The organism is Actinoplanes sp. NPDC049548, assembly GCF_040676695.1.
Lineage (GTDB): Bacteria > Actinomycetota > Actinomycetes > Mycobacteriales > Micromonosporaceae > Actinoplanes.
Genome location: NZ_JBFAPM010000005.1, coordinates 1 through 14,166 on the forward strand (window position 1 = coordinate 1; position 14,166 = coordinate 14,166).

14 protein-coding genes and 1 pseudogene are annotated in these 14,166 nt (G+C 70.8%); 10 read left to right on the top strand and 5 right to left on the bottom strand.

Annotated elements, in window-relative coordinates; translation table 11 throughout:
• Nucleotides 1–664 precede the first annotated feature (664 nt).
• Nucleotides 665–1,945 carry an EAL domain-containing protein gene (locus AB0J80_RS11925; protein ID WP_364703735.1) on the top strand — a complete coding sequence of 427 codons (1,281 nt, stop codon included), beginning with the start codon at nt 665–667 and terminating at the stop codon, nt 1,943–1,945.
• Nucleotides 1,946–1,971: 26 nt separating this feature from the next.
• On the opposite strand, the pseudogene AB0J80_RS11930 reads toward AB0J80_RS11925, so the two are convergent.
• Nucleotides 1,972–2,088, bottom strand: a pseudogene (locus AB0J80_RS11930) (VOC family protein); the annotation flags it as partial.
• Between the two features lie 188 nt (nt 2,089–2,276).
• On the opposite strand from AB0J80_RS11930, the gene AB0J80_RS11935 reads away from it, so the two are divergent.
• Nucleotides 2,277–2,600, top strand: coding sequence for a hypothetical protein (locus AB0J80_RS11935; RefSeq protein ID WP_364703737.1), 324 nt, complete (start codon nt 2,277–2,279; stop codon nt 2,598–2,600).
• A gap of 71 nt (nt 2,601–2,671) precedes the next feature.
• Here the strand turns inward: AB0J80_RS11935 and AB0J80_RS11940 are convergent, their stop codons facing one another.
• Nucleotides 2,672–2,848: a hypothetical protein gene (locus AB0J80_RS11940; RefSeq protein WP_364703740.1), complete on the bottom strand. Its 177-nt coding sequence runs from the start codon at nt 2,846–2,848 to the stop codon at nt 2,672–2,674.
• Between the two features lie 66 nt (nt 2,849–2,914).
• On the opposite strand from AB0J80_RS11940, the gene AB0J80_RS11945 reads away from it, so the two are divergent.
• From AB0J80_RS11945 to AB0J80_RS11960, 4 genes are all read left to right on the top strand, one after another.
• Nucleotides 2,915–4,342, top strand: coding sequence for a CYTH and CHAD domain-containing protein (locus AB0J80_RS11945; RefSeq protein WP_364703742.1), 1,428 nt, complete (start codon nt 2,915–2,917; stop codon nt 4,340–4,342).
• Nucleotides 4,343–4,374: 32 nt separating this feature from the next.
• Nucleotides 4,375–5,355: a polyphosphate kinase 2 gene (ppk2, locus tag AB0J80_RS11950; RefSeq protein ID WP_364703745.1), complete on the top strand. Its 981-nt coding sequence runs from the start codon at nt 4,375–4,377 to the stop codon at nt 5,353–5,355.
• Nucleotides 5,356–5,652: 297 nt separating this feature from the next.
• Nucleotides 5,653–6,582 carry a ribonuclease Z gene (locus AB0J80_RS11955; protein WP_364703748.1) on the top strand — a complete coding sequence of 310 codons (930 nt, stop codon included), beginning with the start codon at nt 5,653–5,655 and terminating at the stop codon, nt 6,580–6,582.
• Entirely contained in the window at nt 6,554–7,054 is a 501-nt protein-coding gene (locus AB0J80_RS11960) for a GNAT family N-acetyltransferase (protein ID WP_364703751.1), read from the top strand. The genes AB0J80_RS11955 and AB0J80_RS11960 overlap by 29 nt, the downstream gene beginning before the upstream one ends.
• A 279-nt stretch (nt 7,055–7,333) precedes the next feature.
• Here AB0J80_RS11960 and AB0J80_RS11965 read toward each other — a convergent pair whose 3' ends face one another.
• Nucleotides 7,334–7,648: a hypothetical protein gene (locus tag AB0J80_RS11965; RefSeq protein WP_364703754.1), complete on the bottom strand. Its 315-nt coding sequence runs from the start codon at nt 7,646–7,648 to the stop codon at nt 7,334–7,336.
• A 177-nt stretch (nt 7,649–7,825) separates the two neighbouring features.
• Here AB0J80_RS11965 and AB0J80_RS11970 point away from each other — a divergent pair, with 177 nt between their 5' ends.
• Nucleotides 7,826–8,770, top strand: a complete 945-nt coding sequence (locus AB0J80_RS11970; protein WP_364703757.1) for a trypsin-like peptidase domain-containing protein — start codon at nt 7,826–7,828, stop codon at nt 8,768–8,770.
• 158 nt (nt 8,771–8,928) lie between these two features.
• Here AB0J80_RS11970 and AB0J80_RS11975 read toward each other — a convergent pair whose 3' ends face one another.
• Together AB0J80_RS11975 and AB0J80_RS11980 are read right to left on the bottom strand one after the other, a co-directional pair.
• Entirely contained in the window at nt 8,929–10,287 is a 1,359-nt protein-coding gene (locus AB0J80_RS11975; RefSeq protein WP_364703759.1) for a cystathionine beta-synthase, read from the bottom strand.
• 53 nt (nt 10,288–10,340) lie between these two features.
• Entirely contained in the window at nt 10,341–10,697 is a 357-nt protein-coding gene (locus AB0J80_RS11980; RefSeq protein ID WP_364703762.1) for a YkvA family protein, read from the bottom strand.
• A 152-nt stretch (nt 10,698–10,849) separates the two neighbouring features.
• Here AB0J80_RS11980 and AB0J80_RS11985 point away from each other — a divergent pair, with 152 nt between their 5' ends.
• The 3 genes from AB0J80_RS11985 (at nt 10,850) to AB0J80_RS11995 (ending at nt 14,125) form a co-directional block, all read left to right on the top strand.
• On the top strand, nt 10,850–11,971 hold the full coding sequence (locus tag AB0J80_RS11985) for an SGNH/GDSL hydrolase family protein (protein WP_364703765.1): 1,122 nt from the start codon (nt 10,850–10,852) through the stop codon (nt 11,969–11,971).
• 38 nt (nt 11,972–12,009) lie between these two features.
• The gene (locus AB0J80_RS11990; protein WP_364703768.1) at nt 12,010–12,816 is read left to right on the top strand and encodes an SGNH/GDSL hydrolase family protein; all 807 of its coding nucleotides are present in this window, start codon (nt 12,010–12,012) and stop codon (nt 12,814–12,816) included.
• A 64-nt stretch (nt 12,817–12,880) separates the two neighbouring features.
• Nucleotides 12,881–14,125: an acetyl-CoA C-acetyltransferase gene (locus AB0J80_RS11995; protein ID WP_364703771.1), complete on the top strand. Its 1,245-nt coding sequence runs from the start codon at nt 12,881–12,883 to the stop codon at nt 14,123–14,125.
• The last annotated feature ends 41 nt before the right edge of the window (nt 14,126–14,166 follow it).

Below are 14,166 nucleotides of genomic sequence, written 5' to 3' on the forward strand. Positions count from 1 at the left end.
AACTCCGCCACATCGGGAAAGAACGTGCCCGGAGCGGACGGGCGCAACGAGGCAGTACCCAGCGCGGCGGCCTCCTCATCACCAGCCCACGCCTTGGCCAATGCAGCCCGGTCCGCACCTACGACCGGGTCCACGGCCACCACCAGCCGAGCCATCCCCACCCCCGGTCACCCGACACAACGTGCCACCACGATGACACAGCGATCAAACAGACAACATGGCACGAACACCCGAGAGTGACCCAAGCCCGCGAACCACCAACTGAGTAACAATGGCCGAGGAGCGCAGTAGACGGCGGCGGACACGATGCGCTGATACCGCAGGTCAGGGGCTTCAAAATTACCTAGCGAACGGTCTACCATTAGCAGTACCTGTCCGACAGCAAGAACCCGGGCGGCTACTGCAACCACGGCCCGACAGGGCTCAGCTACCGTGCCCCTCCGGAACGCTCAGGAGACCCGTCCTGACCAGCGGACAAGCCGCATGACAAGGGGACCGGCGACAAGCACGCGAGTCGCTGGTCCCTTGTCTGCACTTGCCGCTTGCCTTGCTGACCTGCGTAGGTGCACGGCAGCGGACGGTCGGATTTGGCAGTTGGACGCTCAGGTTGCGCCCCGAAGCGCGATAGTGGCAAGGACGACTGGCAGCGTATCGGGGGCAGCGGATGGTCCGGCAACAGCCGAGTACGGTCTCGGCGCTGCGGCGCTCGTCCGGGTCGCTGATCGAGCGGATCATTGCTGAGCGTGCCGTCTATCCGGTATTCCAGCCGATCGTGGATCTCGCCACCGAGGAGGTTGTTGCGGTTGAGGCGCTGGCACGCGGCCCGGCGGGTTCTCCGCTGGAATTTCCCGACGCGCTGTTCGCCGCCGCGATCTCGGCCGGCCTGTTGACGGAACTGGATCAACTTTGCTTTGCACGCGCCTTGGAGACGGCCCTTGAAGCCGGGCCGCTGACGCCGGCTCTGCTCTTCGTCAACGCCGAACCGGCCGGGCTGAGCCGGCCGCTGTCCGCAGACCTTGCCGAACTGATTTACCGCGGCCTGCCGTTCCGTATCGTGCTGGAGTTCACCGAGCGCGCGCTGACCAGCCGCCCGGCAGCGCTGCTGCGCCTCGCTGATCTCGTACACCGAGCCGGGAATGCCGTCGCCCTGGACGACGTAGGCGCTGACCCCGCCTCACTGGCCTTTCTCCCGCTTGTCAAGCCTGAGGTGGTCAAGCTCGACATGCACCTGGTTCGTGATCCGTACTCGGCGGATACACAAGCGACAGCCGCCGCGGTTTCGGCATATGCCGACCGTAGCGGCGCCACCGTACTGGCCGAAGGCGTGGAAACCTCGGAAGACGCGGTGAACGCCGTGGCTCTGGGCGCCCGATGGGGCCAGGGGTGGCTTTTCGGTCGACCGGGCCCGCTGGAGGCCATGATGGGTCGCCACCGTAGTGCGCCCGACTTGGCGAACAGGCCCCAGCCGCACATCCAAGCGGCGCAGCTCGACACACCGTTCGCGATCGCTTCCCGTCGGCACGCCGTACGCACGGCGAACTCGGACATGGCCGACGCGGTAGTCGACCACGTCGTAGCGACAACGCTGGATCGCGGCCGCGGAGGCATCTTGCTGTGCGTCGTCAATGAGCCGGGACAGCCGCCGAGATGGCTGCCTAGGCTCACCGCTGCCGTTGATCGCGTCACCTACCTCGGCCTGCTCGGCGGTTCAGCGTTGACCGACGTAGGTGACGTGCACGCGCAACGGCTCGACGATCGGGACTCCCTCCGGGAAGAGACCACCATCGCCCTACTCACCGAAGACTTCTCCACGGCGCTGTGCATGAGGGCCGCCGGACCGGAGGACTCCGACACACAAGGCCTCATCGAATTCGTGCACTCTCGTGACAGGCAAGTCGTGCAGGGCATCATCCGAAATATCATGCGCCGCTTCGACACCTGGTGAACCCATCAGCGGCCGGGTCAGGGGCCGAACGTCACCCCAGCTTCCACCTTCCTTCGGTACGCGGCGTCGAAGTCGTCGACCCGAAGAAAGAACCCGACTCGGCCGGCCGCGTGATTGCCGACGGCTGCAGCCTGGCGTTCCCCGGGGAGGGTAGGCACGGCCGGGTCACACTTGGCGCCGACAGCCCGCACGCTGAGGCAGTTCATGACCACTGTCCGGTTTCGGGCGGCGGGTGTAACACGTGCGGGTGGAAAAGATCGACAGGCGCCGAAGGCGTCTCACACACTGAATGGACCGACAATTCAGGAGGTAGCCCTCGGGAGGTGCCACCATGCAAGCGATCCACCACGATGACGAGCATGCCGCCTGGCTCCTCGCCGAGTCCCTGATCGAGAAGGCCCGCGCCATGATGCGGAACGCCGAGGAAGCTCTCGAGACGTGGCGGATCGGCAAGGAGATGAACCGGGTCCGGTGCGCGCGGCGCGGGATCAGTGAGTCCGATGCGGAGATTCGGTGGTCCGAGACCGCGCAGGCGAAGAACGCGTTGACCGACAACAGCTTCCACGTGTCGCTGGCGACTATGTACTACGGGGCTGCCGCTGCCCACTATTCGCGCGCGCAGTATCTGCGCAGTCGTGGCGAGGCCCGGGTGTGAGGAATGGCCTGGGGAGCCGGCGCACGCACGGGGGGACGCGCGCCGGGGCTCCCCAGGGGTCTTGAGAAGGATCAGCTAGGAGCCTTCGGCGGGGCGGGCGGGTCCGCGGGGGCCGTGGCGGCCGGCGGGCCCGCGGCGGCGTCGTCGGGTGCGGTGGCGGGCCCGGCCAGCGCCAGTCCGAGCACGGCACCGGCGCTGATCAGCCCGAGGCCGGCGAGGGAGACCTTGCGTCGTTCTGGTTCCTGCATGGCGCAAGGGTGCCTCGGGCTCCTGAGAGGTCGCTGTGCCGCTTCACATCCGCCAGACTGGGGCGCATGCAGACCGCCACGGAGAACGAGCGCAAGTACGACGTACCGTCGGGTTTCGCCCTGCCCGAGGTGGCGGGGGCCGGCGGTGTCAGCGGGGCCGGAGAGGCCGAGACCCATCAACTGGACGCGACGTACTTCGACACCGAGGATCTCCGGCTGGCCCGCAACAAGCTCACGCTGCGCCGGCGTACCGGGGGGACGGATGCCGGGTGGCATCTCAAGACGCCCGGCGACGGTTCTGCGCGGACCGAGCACCGGCTGCCGCTGACCGACGGCGACGAGGTGCCCGCCGAGCTCGTGGCCATGGTCCGTAGCGTGGCCCGGACGCGGCCGCTGCGGCCGGTGGCCACGCTGCGGACGCGGCGGGTGGAGACGCCGCTCTGCGACGCGGACGGCCGGACGCTCGCGCTGGTCGCTCAGGATCAGGTGGAGGCGTCGACCGACGACGGTACCCAGCGGTGGGAGGAGCTCGAGGTCGAGCTGGTCGACGGTGGCCCGGAGGTGCTCGAGGCCGTGGAGGGCCTGCTCGCGGCGGCCGGTGCCACCCGGGCGGCCGGACCCTCCAAGCTTGCGCGCGCGCTCGGCGATCGCCTCGCCGTCCCGAAGACCGGCAAACGGCGCAGGACCGACCCTGTTCTCCGGTACGCCCGGGAGCAGCGCGATGCCATCGAGGCCCAGGATCAGGCGGTACGGGCCGGAGACGCCGAGGCCGTGCACAAGATGCGCGTGGGAACCCGGCGCCTGCGCAGCACGCTGAAGACGTTCAAGGACGCGTTCGATCCCGAGCGCGCGCAGTTCCTCAACGGTGAGCTGCGGTGGCTGGCGCACTGCCTGGGCGCGGTCCGCGACGGCCAGGTCCTCGAGGGCAAGCTGGTGGCGGCCGCCGAGGCGTTCCCCGAGGTGGCCGACCGGATCCGCGCGAAGCTCGACGACGACGTGACCCGCGGCCGGCAGGCGCTGGTCGAGGCGCTGGACAGCGACCGGTATCTCGGCCTGCTGGACGCCGTCGACACGCTCGTCGACGAGGGGCGCCCCGACGACGGGGGTGCGCTGCGCCGGGTCCGCAAGGTGCTGCACCGGGCGGATGCGCTGCTCGACACGGCGGTCGCCGACGGGGTCGACGCGGAGCTGCACGAGGCCCGCAAGAAGTACAAGCAGGCCCGGTACGCCGTCGAGGTGTTCGCCCCGGCGGCCGGGAAACCGGGCAAGAAGCTGATCTCGGCACTGACCGACCTGCAGGACGTGCTCGGCGCGCACCAGGACTCGGTGGTGGCTCGTGAGGTGCTGAGGGAGGTGGCCCGGACGGCGCCGGACGCCTTCGACTACGGCGTCCTGTACGCCCGGCAGCAGCGCGTGGGCGAGGACACCTTCCACGAGCTGCCCGCCGTGATCGCGGCCTCGCGCCATAAGAAGCTGCGTTCCTGGCTCGGCTGAGTCAGACCCTCACGGCGGGGTATGAAATGGGCATGGAGGCCGAGCAGGAACAGCAAGAGCAGGAGCAGGAGCAGGGACAGGCCGGCGAGGACATCACCACGCCGCCTTACAAGGGGCCGATCGCCGAGCTCGGCGGGTACCGGGTGGCCGACGACGATGACGACGACCCGGTGCTGCTCAACGCCGACGGCAGCCCGGTCGACACGTGGCGCGAGGACTACCCGTACCAGGAGCGGCTGTCGCGTCCCGAGTACGACCACCACAAGCGCCTGCTGCAGATCGAGCTGCTCAAGCTGCAGAACTGGTGCAAGGCCACCGGCGAACGGTTCGTGATCCTCTTCGAGGGGCGCGACGCCGCCGGCAAGGGCGGGACGATCAAGCGGTTCATGGAGCATCTGAACCCGCGCGGCGCCTCGGTGGTCGCGCTGGAGAAGCCGAACGAGCGCGAGAGCACCCAGTGGTACTTCCAGCGCTACATCAAGCACCTCCCGGCCGCCGGGGAGATCGTGATGTTCGACCGGTCCTGGTACAACCGGGCCGGCGTCGAGCGGGTGATGGGCTTCTGCACCCGCGCCGAGTACCTGGAATTCATGCGCCAGGCTCCCGACCTGGAACGGATGCTGGTCCGCTCGGGCATCCACCTGGTCAAGTTCTGGTTCTCGGTCTCCCAGGGCGAGCAGCGCACCCGCTTCGCGATCCGCCAGGTCGACCCGGTACGCCAGTGGAAGCTCTCGAAGATGGATCTCGAGTCGCTCGACAAGTGGGACGACTACACCGAGGCCAAGGAGGCGATGTTCTTCTACACGGACACCGCCGACGCCCCGTGGACCGTGGTGAAGAGCAACGACAAGAAGCGGGCCAGGCTCGAGGCCATGCGCTTCGTGCTCGATCGCTTCGACTACGACGACAAGGACGCCGAGGTCGTCGGCACGCCCGACCCGCAGATCGTCGGCCCGGCGTCCCTGGCGGTCGAAGGGACCGAAATGTCCCCCCGGGTATTCCCTCGGCTGTAGTGAGAAATAAGGCGTTGTCGTCGGGCCCTCCCGGTGGTTAACGTGGCCGTACACGTGAAGGGAGGTGGTCCGAAGTTGTATAGCAACGGGACTCGTGAGGTGGCTGTCCGCTAGCCGCTGTCCTCGACAGCTTCGAGAAAGTTTTCTGCAGGACGTCGAGACCGTGTGGCAGCGGTGCGGCGAATACCAGACAGCCACCCGACCCCCGGGGATCCGGCCTTGTCCGACCGGACCACGCACCGCAAGGCGCGTGGAAGTCCCCGGGGGTCGCTTCATTTCCGCCGGCAGGGAGCACCGATGCGCGAGCTGACCATCCTGGGCACGGCCAGCCAGGTGCCGACCCGCCACCGCAACCACAACGGCTACCAGCTGCGCTGGGACGACGAGGTCATCCTCTTCGACCCCGGGGAGGGCACCCAGCGCCAGATGCTGCAGGCCGGCCTCGCCGTGACCCCGCTCACCCGCATCTGCATCACCCACTTCCACGGCGACCACTCGCTGGGCCTGCCCGGCATCATCCAGCGGATCTCGCTCGACAAGGTGCCGCACCCGGTGCGCGTGCACTTCCCCGCGGGCGGCCAGGACTACTTCGACCGCCTCCGGCATGCGACCAGCTTCTACGACATCGCCGACCTGCGGCCCGAGCCGGTGTCCGGCGGCTTCCGCGCGGAGACCTCCGGCGGCACGCTCACCGCGCTGCCCCTCCGGCATTCCATCGAGACGTACGGGTACCGCCTCGCCGAGGCCGACGGGCGCCGCATGGTTCCCGCGTTGCTGGAGGCGTACGGGATGAGCGGCCCGGCGGTCGGCGAGCTGCAGCGGACGGGCCGCTCGGGCACCGTCACCCTCGACGACGTCAGCGCGCCGCGGCCCGGCCAGAAGTTCGCCTTCGTCATGGACACCGGGCTGTGCGACAACGTCTTCGCGCTGGCCGAGGGCGCCGACCTGCTCGTGATCGAGTCGACCTTCCTGGCCGCGGACGCCGAGATGGCCGCGCAGGTCGGGCACCTCACCGCCGGCCAGGCCGCGTCGGTGGCCCGGCAGTCGGGCGTGCGCACGCTGGTCCTCACCCACTTCTCCCAGCGGTACGCCGACAGCACCCGCTTCCTCGACGAGGCCCGGGCGGAGTTCGACGGCGACATCGTGATCGCCGAGGACCTGATGCGGGTGCCCGTGCCCCCGCGCCTAGGCTCGTCGCATGAACGTGCAGCTACGGCCCGCGGCTGACGACGACCTGCCGAAGATCGGAGACCTGCATTTCCGGTCCCGGGCCAGCGCGTACGCCGGCATCCTCTCCCCCGCCGCGCTGACGTTCGGCGGCCCGGGCGCGATGGGCGAATGGTGGGCGGAGCGCTGGAAGTGGGAGCGAGACACCCACCGCCTCACGGTCGCGGTCGCCGGGGATGTCCTGGCCGGCTTCACCTATCTCGGGCCGAGCCTGGACGAGGGCGTCGCCGAGCTGAGCGCCATCCACACCGACCCGGCCTTCGTCGGCACCGGGGTCGGGCGGGCACTGATGCTGGACGCGCTGCCGGCGCTGAGCCGGATCGCCCCGCGTGCGGTGCTGTGGGTGCTGGCGGGCAACAGCCGCGCGCGACGCTTCTACGAGCGCGGGGGCTGGACAGCGGACGGCGTCACCCGCGTCGAGACGATCGGGACCGAGCCGGTGGACCAGGTCCGCTACTCACGAGCGGTCTGAGTCGAAGGGAGGGCGGGAGCGCGTGACCGAGTGAATGCGGGGGAACCTGTGGTCACGCACTCCCGCCTACCGCGCCCGCCCCTGCCGGGTTTGCGCCTGGCCGGAGGCGCCGACCGGCGGAGGCGTGCCGGTCGATCGGCGGGGCGGGTCCGGGTGCGGCACATCGCTCGCGCTGGCGGGGCTACGGCGATGGCACCGCGGTGTGGCGTCGGGTCCGGGCCGAGGAGAGTCGGATCCTTGCCGGGGGACGGTCAAGTTCCCGGCCGACGCCTGGTCGGATCAGTCGAAGCGGCCTCGGTTGAGGTCGTCGGTCTTGCGCGTCTCCCGGCGGACCCGGTTGTCGTCGAACACCCCGGGGATGTCGCGCATGCTGTTGAGGTCGTGGCGCAGGGTCCACGCTTCGCGCCACGGGCGCCGGGAGGCGGCATCCGCTCGCTCGGCGATGCGCCGGGGGGCGCAGGGCCACCGCCATCCGCACCAGACACAGTTGCCGTCGTGGCCCGCTTCGGCGTGGCGCCCCAGCATCCGCTGGGCGTCCTGCCAGAGCAGCCGGTCCACGATGCCGGCCGGTGCGGCCTGGTCGACGATGACCATGGTGTACGAACCTCCGTCCTGCGGTGCGCGGCTCTGTCGTACCCCATACAACCCCCGCCCCCCGGACGCCGATCGGACTGAGTGTGCGACCCTCGCAACTATCTGTGACCGTCTTTGTTCGCCGTGGGCGGACGGGGTACCGACATCAATGGGAGCGGGGGCGATGTTGACAGGTCCATGGATACCGAACACACGGGTGTCGAAACGGAGGCGCTCGATGCCTACAGCCAGGTGGTGACAGGCGTCGCCACCAGCCTTCTTCCTTCCGTCGCCGCCCTCAGCGTCCGTACCGCCCGGGGCGCCGGCGCGGGCTCGGCAGTGACCTTCACCGATGACGGCTTCCTGATCACCAATGCGCACGTTGTCGCCGGCGCCTCCGGGGGCAGCGCCGCGTTCGCCGACGGCACCGAGACGCGGTTCGACGTGGTGGGCGCGGACGCGCTCTCCGACCTCGCCATCGTGCGCGTGCACAACCCGGGCGCGCCCGCTGCCCCGCTGGGCGACGCCGACCGGCTGCGCATCGGCCAGCTGGTCGTCGCGGTGGGCAACCCGATGGGCCTGGCCGGCTCGGTCACGGCGGGTGTCGTCTCCGGGCTGGGCCGCTCGCTGCCCGCCCGCGACGGCCGCCGGGTCCGCATCATCGACAACGTCATCCAGACCGACGCCGCTCTCAACCCCGGCAACTCCGGCGGCGCCCTGGCCGACTCCACCGGCACGGTCGTCGGCGTCAACACGGCGGTGGCGGGCTACGGCCTCGGCCTGGCCGTACCCGTCAACAAGACCACCCGCCAGATCATCGGCGAGCTGGTCGCGACCGGCCGCGTCCGCCGAGCCTGGCTCGGCGTCGCCGGCGTCCCGGTCCCCCTCCCGCCCCCGCTGGCCGAACGCCTCGACCAGAAACTCGGCCTCCGCGTCGTCGAGGTCGTCCCGGGCAGCCCGGCCGGCACCGCGGGCATCTACCTGGGCGACATCCTCATCACCGCCGGCGGCGAACAGGTCCAGACCGTCCAGGCCCTGCAACGCCTCATGCTCGGCCCCGCGATCGGCAAGAACCTCCCGATCACGGTCCTCCGCAAGAACGCCCTGGTGGACGTCGTCTCCGTCCCCACCGAACTCAACTGACGCTCTTGGGGGCGCAACCACTCACGCACGTCGCCGGGGCAGGCCGAGCGTTCCGGGCGCCTTGCGCCCGTGCTCGGCCTGCCCCGGCCCTCGACGGGAGTTGCGGTCCGTACCCACCACACGCTACGACATCCAGAAGTTGACCTTGATCTTGATCCTCAGCTCAAGTGGGCCAGAAGGTCCTGGCGCGTCAACACGCCCGCCGGCTTGCCGTCGATGAGGACCATCGCGGCGTCCGCCTTCTCGAGGAGGGCGACGGCCTCGCTGACCGGCTGGCCACCGCCGATCATGGGCAGCGGCTCGCCCATGTGGCGCTCGATGGTGTCGTGCAGGTGCGCCTGGCCGGTGAACAGCGCGTCCAGCAGCGCCTTCTCCGCGATGGAGCCGGCCACCTCGCCCGTCACGACCGGCGGCTCGGCCTTGAGGACGGGCAGCTGGCTGACGCCGTACTCGCGCATGTAGTCGATCGCGTCACGGACCGTCTCGGTCGGGTGGACGTGCACCAGCGGGGGCATCGCACCGCCCTTGGCCTCGAGCGCCGTGGCGACCGTCGGGGATCCGTCACCCGTGGAGAGGAAGCCGTACCGGGCCATCCAGGTGTCGTTGAAGATCTTGGAGAGGTAGCCGCGGCCGCCGTCCGGGAGCAGGACCACGACCACGTCGTCGGGGCCTGCCTTGCGGGCGACCTCGAGGGCCGCGACCACGGCCATGCCGCAGCTGCCGCCGACCAGCAGGCCCTCCTCGCGGGCGAGCCGGCGGGTCATCTCGAACGAGTCCGAGTCGGACACCTCGATGACCTCGTCGCAGATGCCGCGGTCGTAGGTGGTCGGCCAGAAGTCCTCGCCGACGCCCTCCACCAGGTACGGCCGGCCGGTGCCGCCGGAGTAGACCGAGCCTTCGGGGTCGGCGCCGACCACCCGCACGCCGCCCTGCTCCTTGAGGTAGCGCCCGACGCCGCTGATCGTGCCGCCGGTGCCGACGCCCGCCACGAAGTGGGTGATCCGGCCCTCGGTCTGCTTCCAGATCTCCGGGCCCGTCTCCTCGTAGTGCGAGCGCGGGTTCGCCGGGTTGCTGTACTGGTCCGGCTTCCACGCGCCGGGGATCTCGCGGGCCAGCCGGTCGGAGACGTTGTAGTAGGACCGGGGGTCCTCGGGGGCGACGGCGGTCGGGCAGACCACCACCTCCGCGCCGTACGCCCGCAGCACGTTCTGCTTGTCCTCGCTGACCTTGTCGGGGCAGACGAAGATGCACCGGTAGCCGCGCAGCTGGGCCACCAGCGCCAGGCCGACGCCGGTGTTGCCGCTGGTCGGCTCGACGATCGTGCCGCCCTCCTTGAGGATGCCGGCCTTCTCGGCGTCCTCGACCATGCGCAGGGCGATCCGGTCCTTCACCGAGCCGCCGGGGTTGAAGTACTCCACCTTGGCGAGGACGGTCGCCGCGATGCCGTCGGTGACGCTACGCAGCCGGACGAGGGGGGTGTCCCCGATGATCTCGACGACGTTGTCGTAGTACCGCACGTCTTTGTGCCCTTCTCGGTGCTGACCAGTGTGTTGTCAGGTCAGCCTACGTCTCAGGGCACGACGGTCCCGGGCAGGATGGACGCGCGTTCCCGCTCCCACTCCAGGAACCGGTCCGTCTCGCTGAGCACGGTGCCCGCCAGCCACGCGATCATCGCGGCGTCGTCGACGAGCCCGAAGACCAGCAACAAGCCCTCGGGGATCACGTCGATCGGCGAGATCACGTACGCGGTCGCGGCCGCCATCATCGCCACTCGCAGCCCGCCGTCGTACTCGCCGCGCGTGGTGGCCTTCATCATCCGGGGCAGCGCGGCCAGCCGCTTGCCGATCGAGGGGCCCCCGCGGTTGCCCTTCATCAGGGCCTTCGCGAGGGCGGTGAACGCAGCGGTCCGGCGCAACGTTCTAGCCATGGTCGTCCCCTTTCGCCGTCCTCAGCATGACGTCCATGCGCTAGTTATGCCCCCTCGGCGCGGGGTTCAGCCGCGTGTCGCACACCCGCGTTAATCTCGAAGGCCCCACCATCGCCGGAAGCCGAGCGAGAGCGAGGGACAGCGTGCAGAAGGTGCGCAACTGGACAGAGGCGGATCGTCGCCGGATCAGGCTCGCGGGCCAGGTCGCGGGCGGCGTCACGGGGGCCGCGGCGGGATTCACACTCCTCTCCGCGGGCGTGCTGCTGCGCCAGGCGGCCGACGCCCGCCGGATCATCCCGATGGCCGAGGCCCCTCCCCCACGCGGCGACGGGCTGTACGGCCCGAAGTTCCCCGGCAAGCCGCTGAGCATGGTCATCATCGGCGACTCGACCGCGGCCGGCTACGGGGTGCACCGCCCGCGCGAGACACCGGGCGCCCTGCTGGCCACGGGCGTCTCCCGTCGCCTGCGCCGTCCGGTGCGCCTGCACCGGGTCGCCGTGGTCGGCGCCACCTCCGCCGGGCTGCCGCACCAGGTGGACGCGGCGCTCGAGTACGACCCCGAGGTGGCCGTCATCATCATCGGCGGCAACGACGTCACCCACGCCTCCGTGCGGGCCGCCGCCATCCGCCATCTCAGCGACGCGGTCCGCCGCCTGCGCGCCGTCGGCTGCAAGGTCGTCGTGGGCACGTGTCCCGACCTCGGCGCGATCCAGCCGATCAAGCCGCCGCTGCGCTGGCTGGCGCGCTCCTGGAGCCGCCAGCTCGCGGCCCAGCAGACGGTCGCGGTGGTCGAGGCCGGGGGACGCACGGTCTCGCTCGGCGACCTGCTCGGCCCCACGTTCGAAGCGGATCCGGTACGCATGTTCGGCGCCGACCGTTTCCACCCGTCGGTGGAGGGGTACGCCCGAGCCGCGGCGGTCATCATGCCGACCCTCATGGCGGTGCTCGGTGAGGAACACCGGGAGCCGGCCAGCGGGCCCGACGGGGTGCGCAGCCTGTCGCAGGCGGCGCATGAGGCGGTGCGCGCCGCGGGCACCGAGGTGAGCGCGGCGAAGGTGGACGGCCGGGAGCGCGGGCCGGCGGGACGGTGGGCGCAGCTGCGCCGGCACCCGTGGTTCGGCGAGCCGCACACCTGGTTCGGCAACCGGGCGGCAGCGCTGCTCTCCGGTTCCTCGGGCATCCCCGGGTTGTCCGGTGTTACGCGCGGGACCAGCCGGTCGGCGGCGGGCGCCGTAGGCTGGAGGCCGGAGGATCATCAAGCGGCCGTCGACTGACGGCAGCCGGAGCACGGGTACGGCGGCAGGGAGGCGACATGACGGGCCTGACGGGACGCATCGGCAGGGCGGCGGCCACGACGCTGTTCGCCTCGGCCGTGGGAGGTGTCGCCCTGCTCGCGGGCGAGGCGATCGCCGCGAAGAGCCGGCGGTACGCCAAGCCGACCATGGGTCTCGCGCTGCGCACGTCGATGGGCCCGTCGGCCGCGCCGGCGCTGCGCCTGGTCCTGCTGGGTGACTCGGCCGCGATCGGCGTCGGGGTGGAGTGGCTGTCGGAGACGGTCGGCGGCCAGCTGGCCCGGCTGCTGGCCGACGGCACCCCCGAGACGGGGAAGCGGCACGTGCTGCTGTCCAGCGTGGGTGTGGCCGGTTCCCGCTCGACCGACCTCGCCACCCAGGTGGCCCGGGCGCTGCTCGGCGACCGCCCGGACGTGGCGGTGGTGCTGATCGGCGCCCACGACGCGACCGGTCTGCGCGGGCCCGAGGAGGCGGCCCAGCATCTCGGCAACGCGGTGCGCCGGCTGCGCGACGCGGGCGTGCAGGTGGTCGTCGGCACGTGTCCCGACCTCGGCGCCGTACGCTCCATCGCCCAGCCGTTGCGGCAGCTGGCAGCCTGGCAGGGGCGCCGGACGGCCCGTGCCCAGGCGACCGCGGTGAAGGAGGCCGGCGGCGTGGTCGTGGACCTCGCCGACGAGACGGGTGCCGTGTTCCGGGCCGATGCCGGCACGCTCTGCTACGACGGCTTCCACCCCTCCGCGGACGGATACCGGGTGTGGGCGCACGCGCTCTACCCCGCGGTGCTGGACGCCGCCCAGGCGGCGGGCCGCCGCTCGATCCAGGAGTAAAGGACATTTCGGTGTGACGAAGTAATGCTTCCGCGTTAAGTTACTGGCGCGTTAACGTTGGCTCATGCCGGAAGCTGTCATCGTCGCCACCGCCCGCTCCCCGATCGGCCGGGCCGTCAAGGGTTCGCTCAAGGACCTGCGCCCCGACGATCTCGCCGCCACCATCGTCGACGCCGCCCTCAGCAAGGTGCCCCAGCTCGACCGGACGCTCATCGAGGACCTCTACCTCGGCTGCGGCCTGCCCGGCGGCGAGCAGGGCTTCAACATGGCCCGCGTGGTGGCCACGCTGCTCGGCCTCGACGGGCTGCCCGGCGCGACCGTGACCCGCTACTGCTCCAGCTCGCTGCAGACCACCCGGATGGCCTTCCACGCCATCAAGGCCGGCGAGGGTGACGTGTTCGTCTCGGCCGGCGTGGAGACCGTGTCCCGCTTCTTCCGCGGCAACTCCGACGGCCTGCCGCCGGAGGCCCAGGAGCTCGTCGGCGGCGGCTGGGAGAACCCCAAGTTCGCCGAAGCCCGGGTACGCACCACCGAGGCGGCCAAGAACGGCGGCGTCTGGCACGACCCCCGTGAGGACGGTCAGCTCCCCGACATCTACCTCGGCATGGGCTACACCGCCGAGAACCTCGCCCAGGCGTACGACGTGAGCCGCGAGGACATGGACGAGTTCGGTGTCCGCAGCCAGAACCTCGCCGAGAAGGCCATCGCGAACGGCTTCTGGCAGCGCGAGATCACCCCGGTGACGACGCCGGACGGCACGGTGGTCTCCACCGACGACGGGCCGCGCCCGGGTGTCACGATGGAGGGCGTGGCCGGCCTCAAGCCGGTCTTCCGCCCCGACGGCCGGATCACCGCCGGCAACTGCTGCCCCCTCAACGACGGCGCCGCGGCCGTGGTGATCATGAGCGACACCAAGGCGCGCGAGCTGGGCATCACCCCGCTGGCCCGGATCGTGTCGACCGGCGTCACCGCCCTCTCCCCCGAGATCATGGGCCTGGGCCCGGTCGAGGCGTCCCGCCAGGCGCTCAAGCGCGCCGGCATGACCATCGACGACGTCGACCTGGTCGAGATCAACGAGGCGTTCGCGGCCCAGGTGATCCCGTCGTACCGCGAGCTGAACATCCCGCTGGAGAAGCTGAACGTGAACGGCGGCGCGATCGCCGTGGGCCACCCGTTCGGCATGACCGGCGCCCGCATCACCGGCACCCTGCTCAACTCGCTGGAGTGGCACGACAAGAGCATCGGCCTCGAGACGATGTGCGTCGGCGGCGGCCAGGGCATGGCGATGGTGCTCGAGCGGCTGAGCTGACGCCGCGACTGATCTTCCGCCGGGTCCGGCTGCCGAACGGG

Coding starts and splice junctions, on each gene's coding strand:
- AB0J80_RS11925 (WP_364703735.1), top strand. CDS start 665: ATGGTCCGGCAACAGCCGAGTACGGTCTCGGCGCTGCGGCGCTCGTCC.
- AB0J80_RS11935 (WP_364703737.1), top strand. CDS start 2,277: ATGCAAGCGATCCACCACGATGACGAGCATGCCGCCTGGCTCCTCGCC.
- AB0J80_RS11940 (WP_364703740.1), bottom strand. CDS start 2,848: ATGCAGGAACCAGAACGACGCAAGGTCTCCCTCGCCGGCCTCGGGCTG.
- AB0J80_RS11945 (WP_364703742.1), top strand. CDS start 2,915: ATGCAGACCGCCACGGAGAACGAGCGCAAGTACGACGTACCGTCGGGT.
- ppk2 (WP_364703745.1), top strand. CDS start 4,375: ATGGAGGCCGAGCAGGAACAGCAAGAGCAGGAGCAGGAGCAGGGACAG.
- AB0J80_RS11955 (WP_364703748.1), top strand. CDS start 5,653: ATGCGCGAGCTGACCATCCTGGGCACGGCCAGCCAGGTGCCGACCCGC.
- AB0J80_RS11960 (WP_364703751.1), top strand. CDS start 6,554: ATGAACGTGCAGCTACGGCCCGCGGCTGACGACGACCTGCCGAAGATC.
- AB0J80_RS11965 (WP_364703754.1), bottom strand. CDS start 7,648: ATGGTCATCGTCGACCAGGCCGCACCGGCCGGCATCGTGGACCGGCTG.
- AB0J80_RS11970 (WP_364703757.1), top strand. CDS start 7,826: ATGGATACCGAACACACGGGTGTCGAAACGGAGGCGCTCGATGCCTAC.
- AB0J80_RS11980 (WP_364703762.1), bottom strand. CDS start 10,697: ATGGCTAGAACGTTGCGCCGGACCGCTGCGTTCACCGCCCTCGCGAAG.
- AB0J80_RS11990 (WP_364703768.1), top strand. CDS start 12,010: ATGACGGGCCTGACGGGACGCATCGGCAGGGCGGCGGCCACGACGCTG.
- AB0J80_RS11995 (WP_364703771.1), top strand. CDS start 12,881: ATGCCGGAAGCTGTCATCGTCGCCACCGCCCGCTCCCCGATCGGCCGG.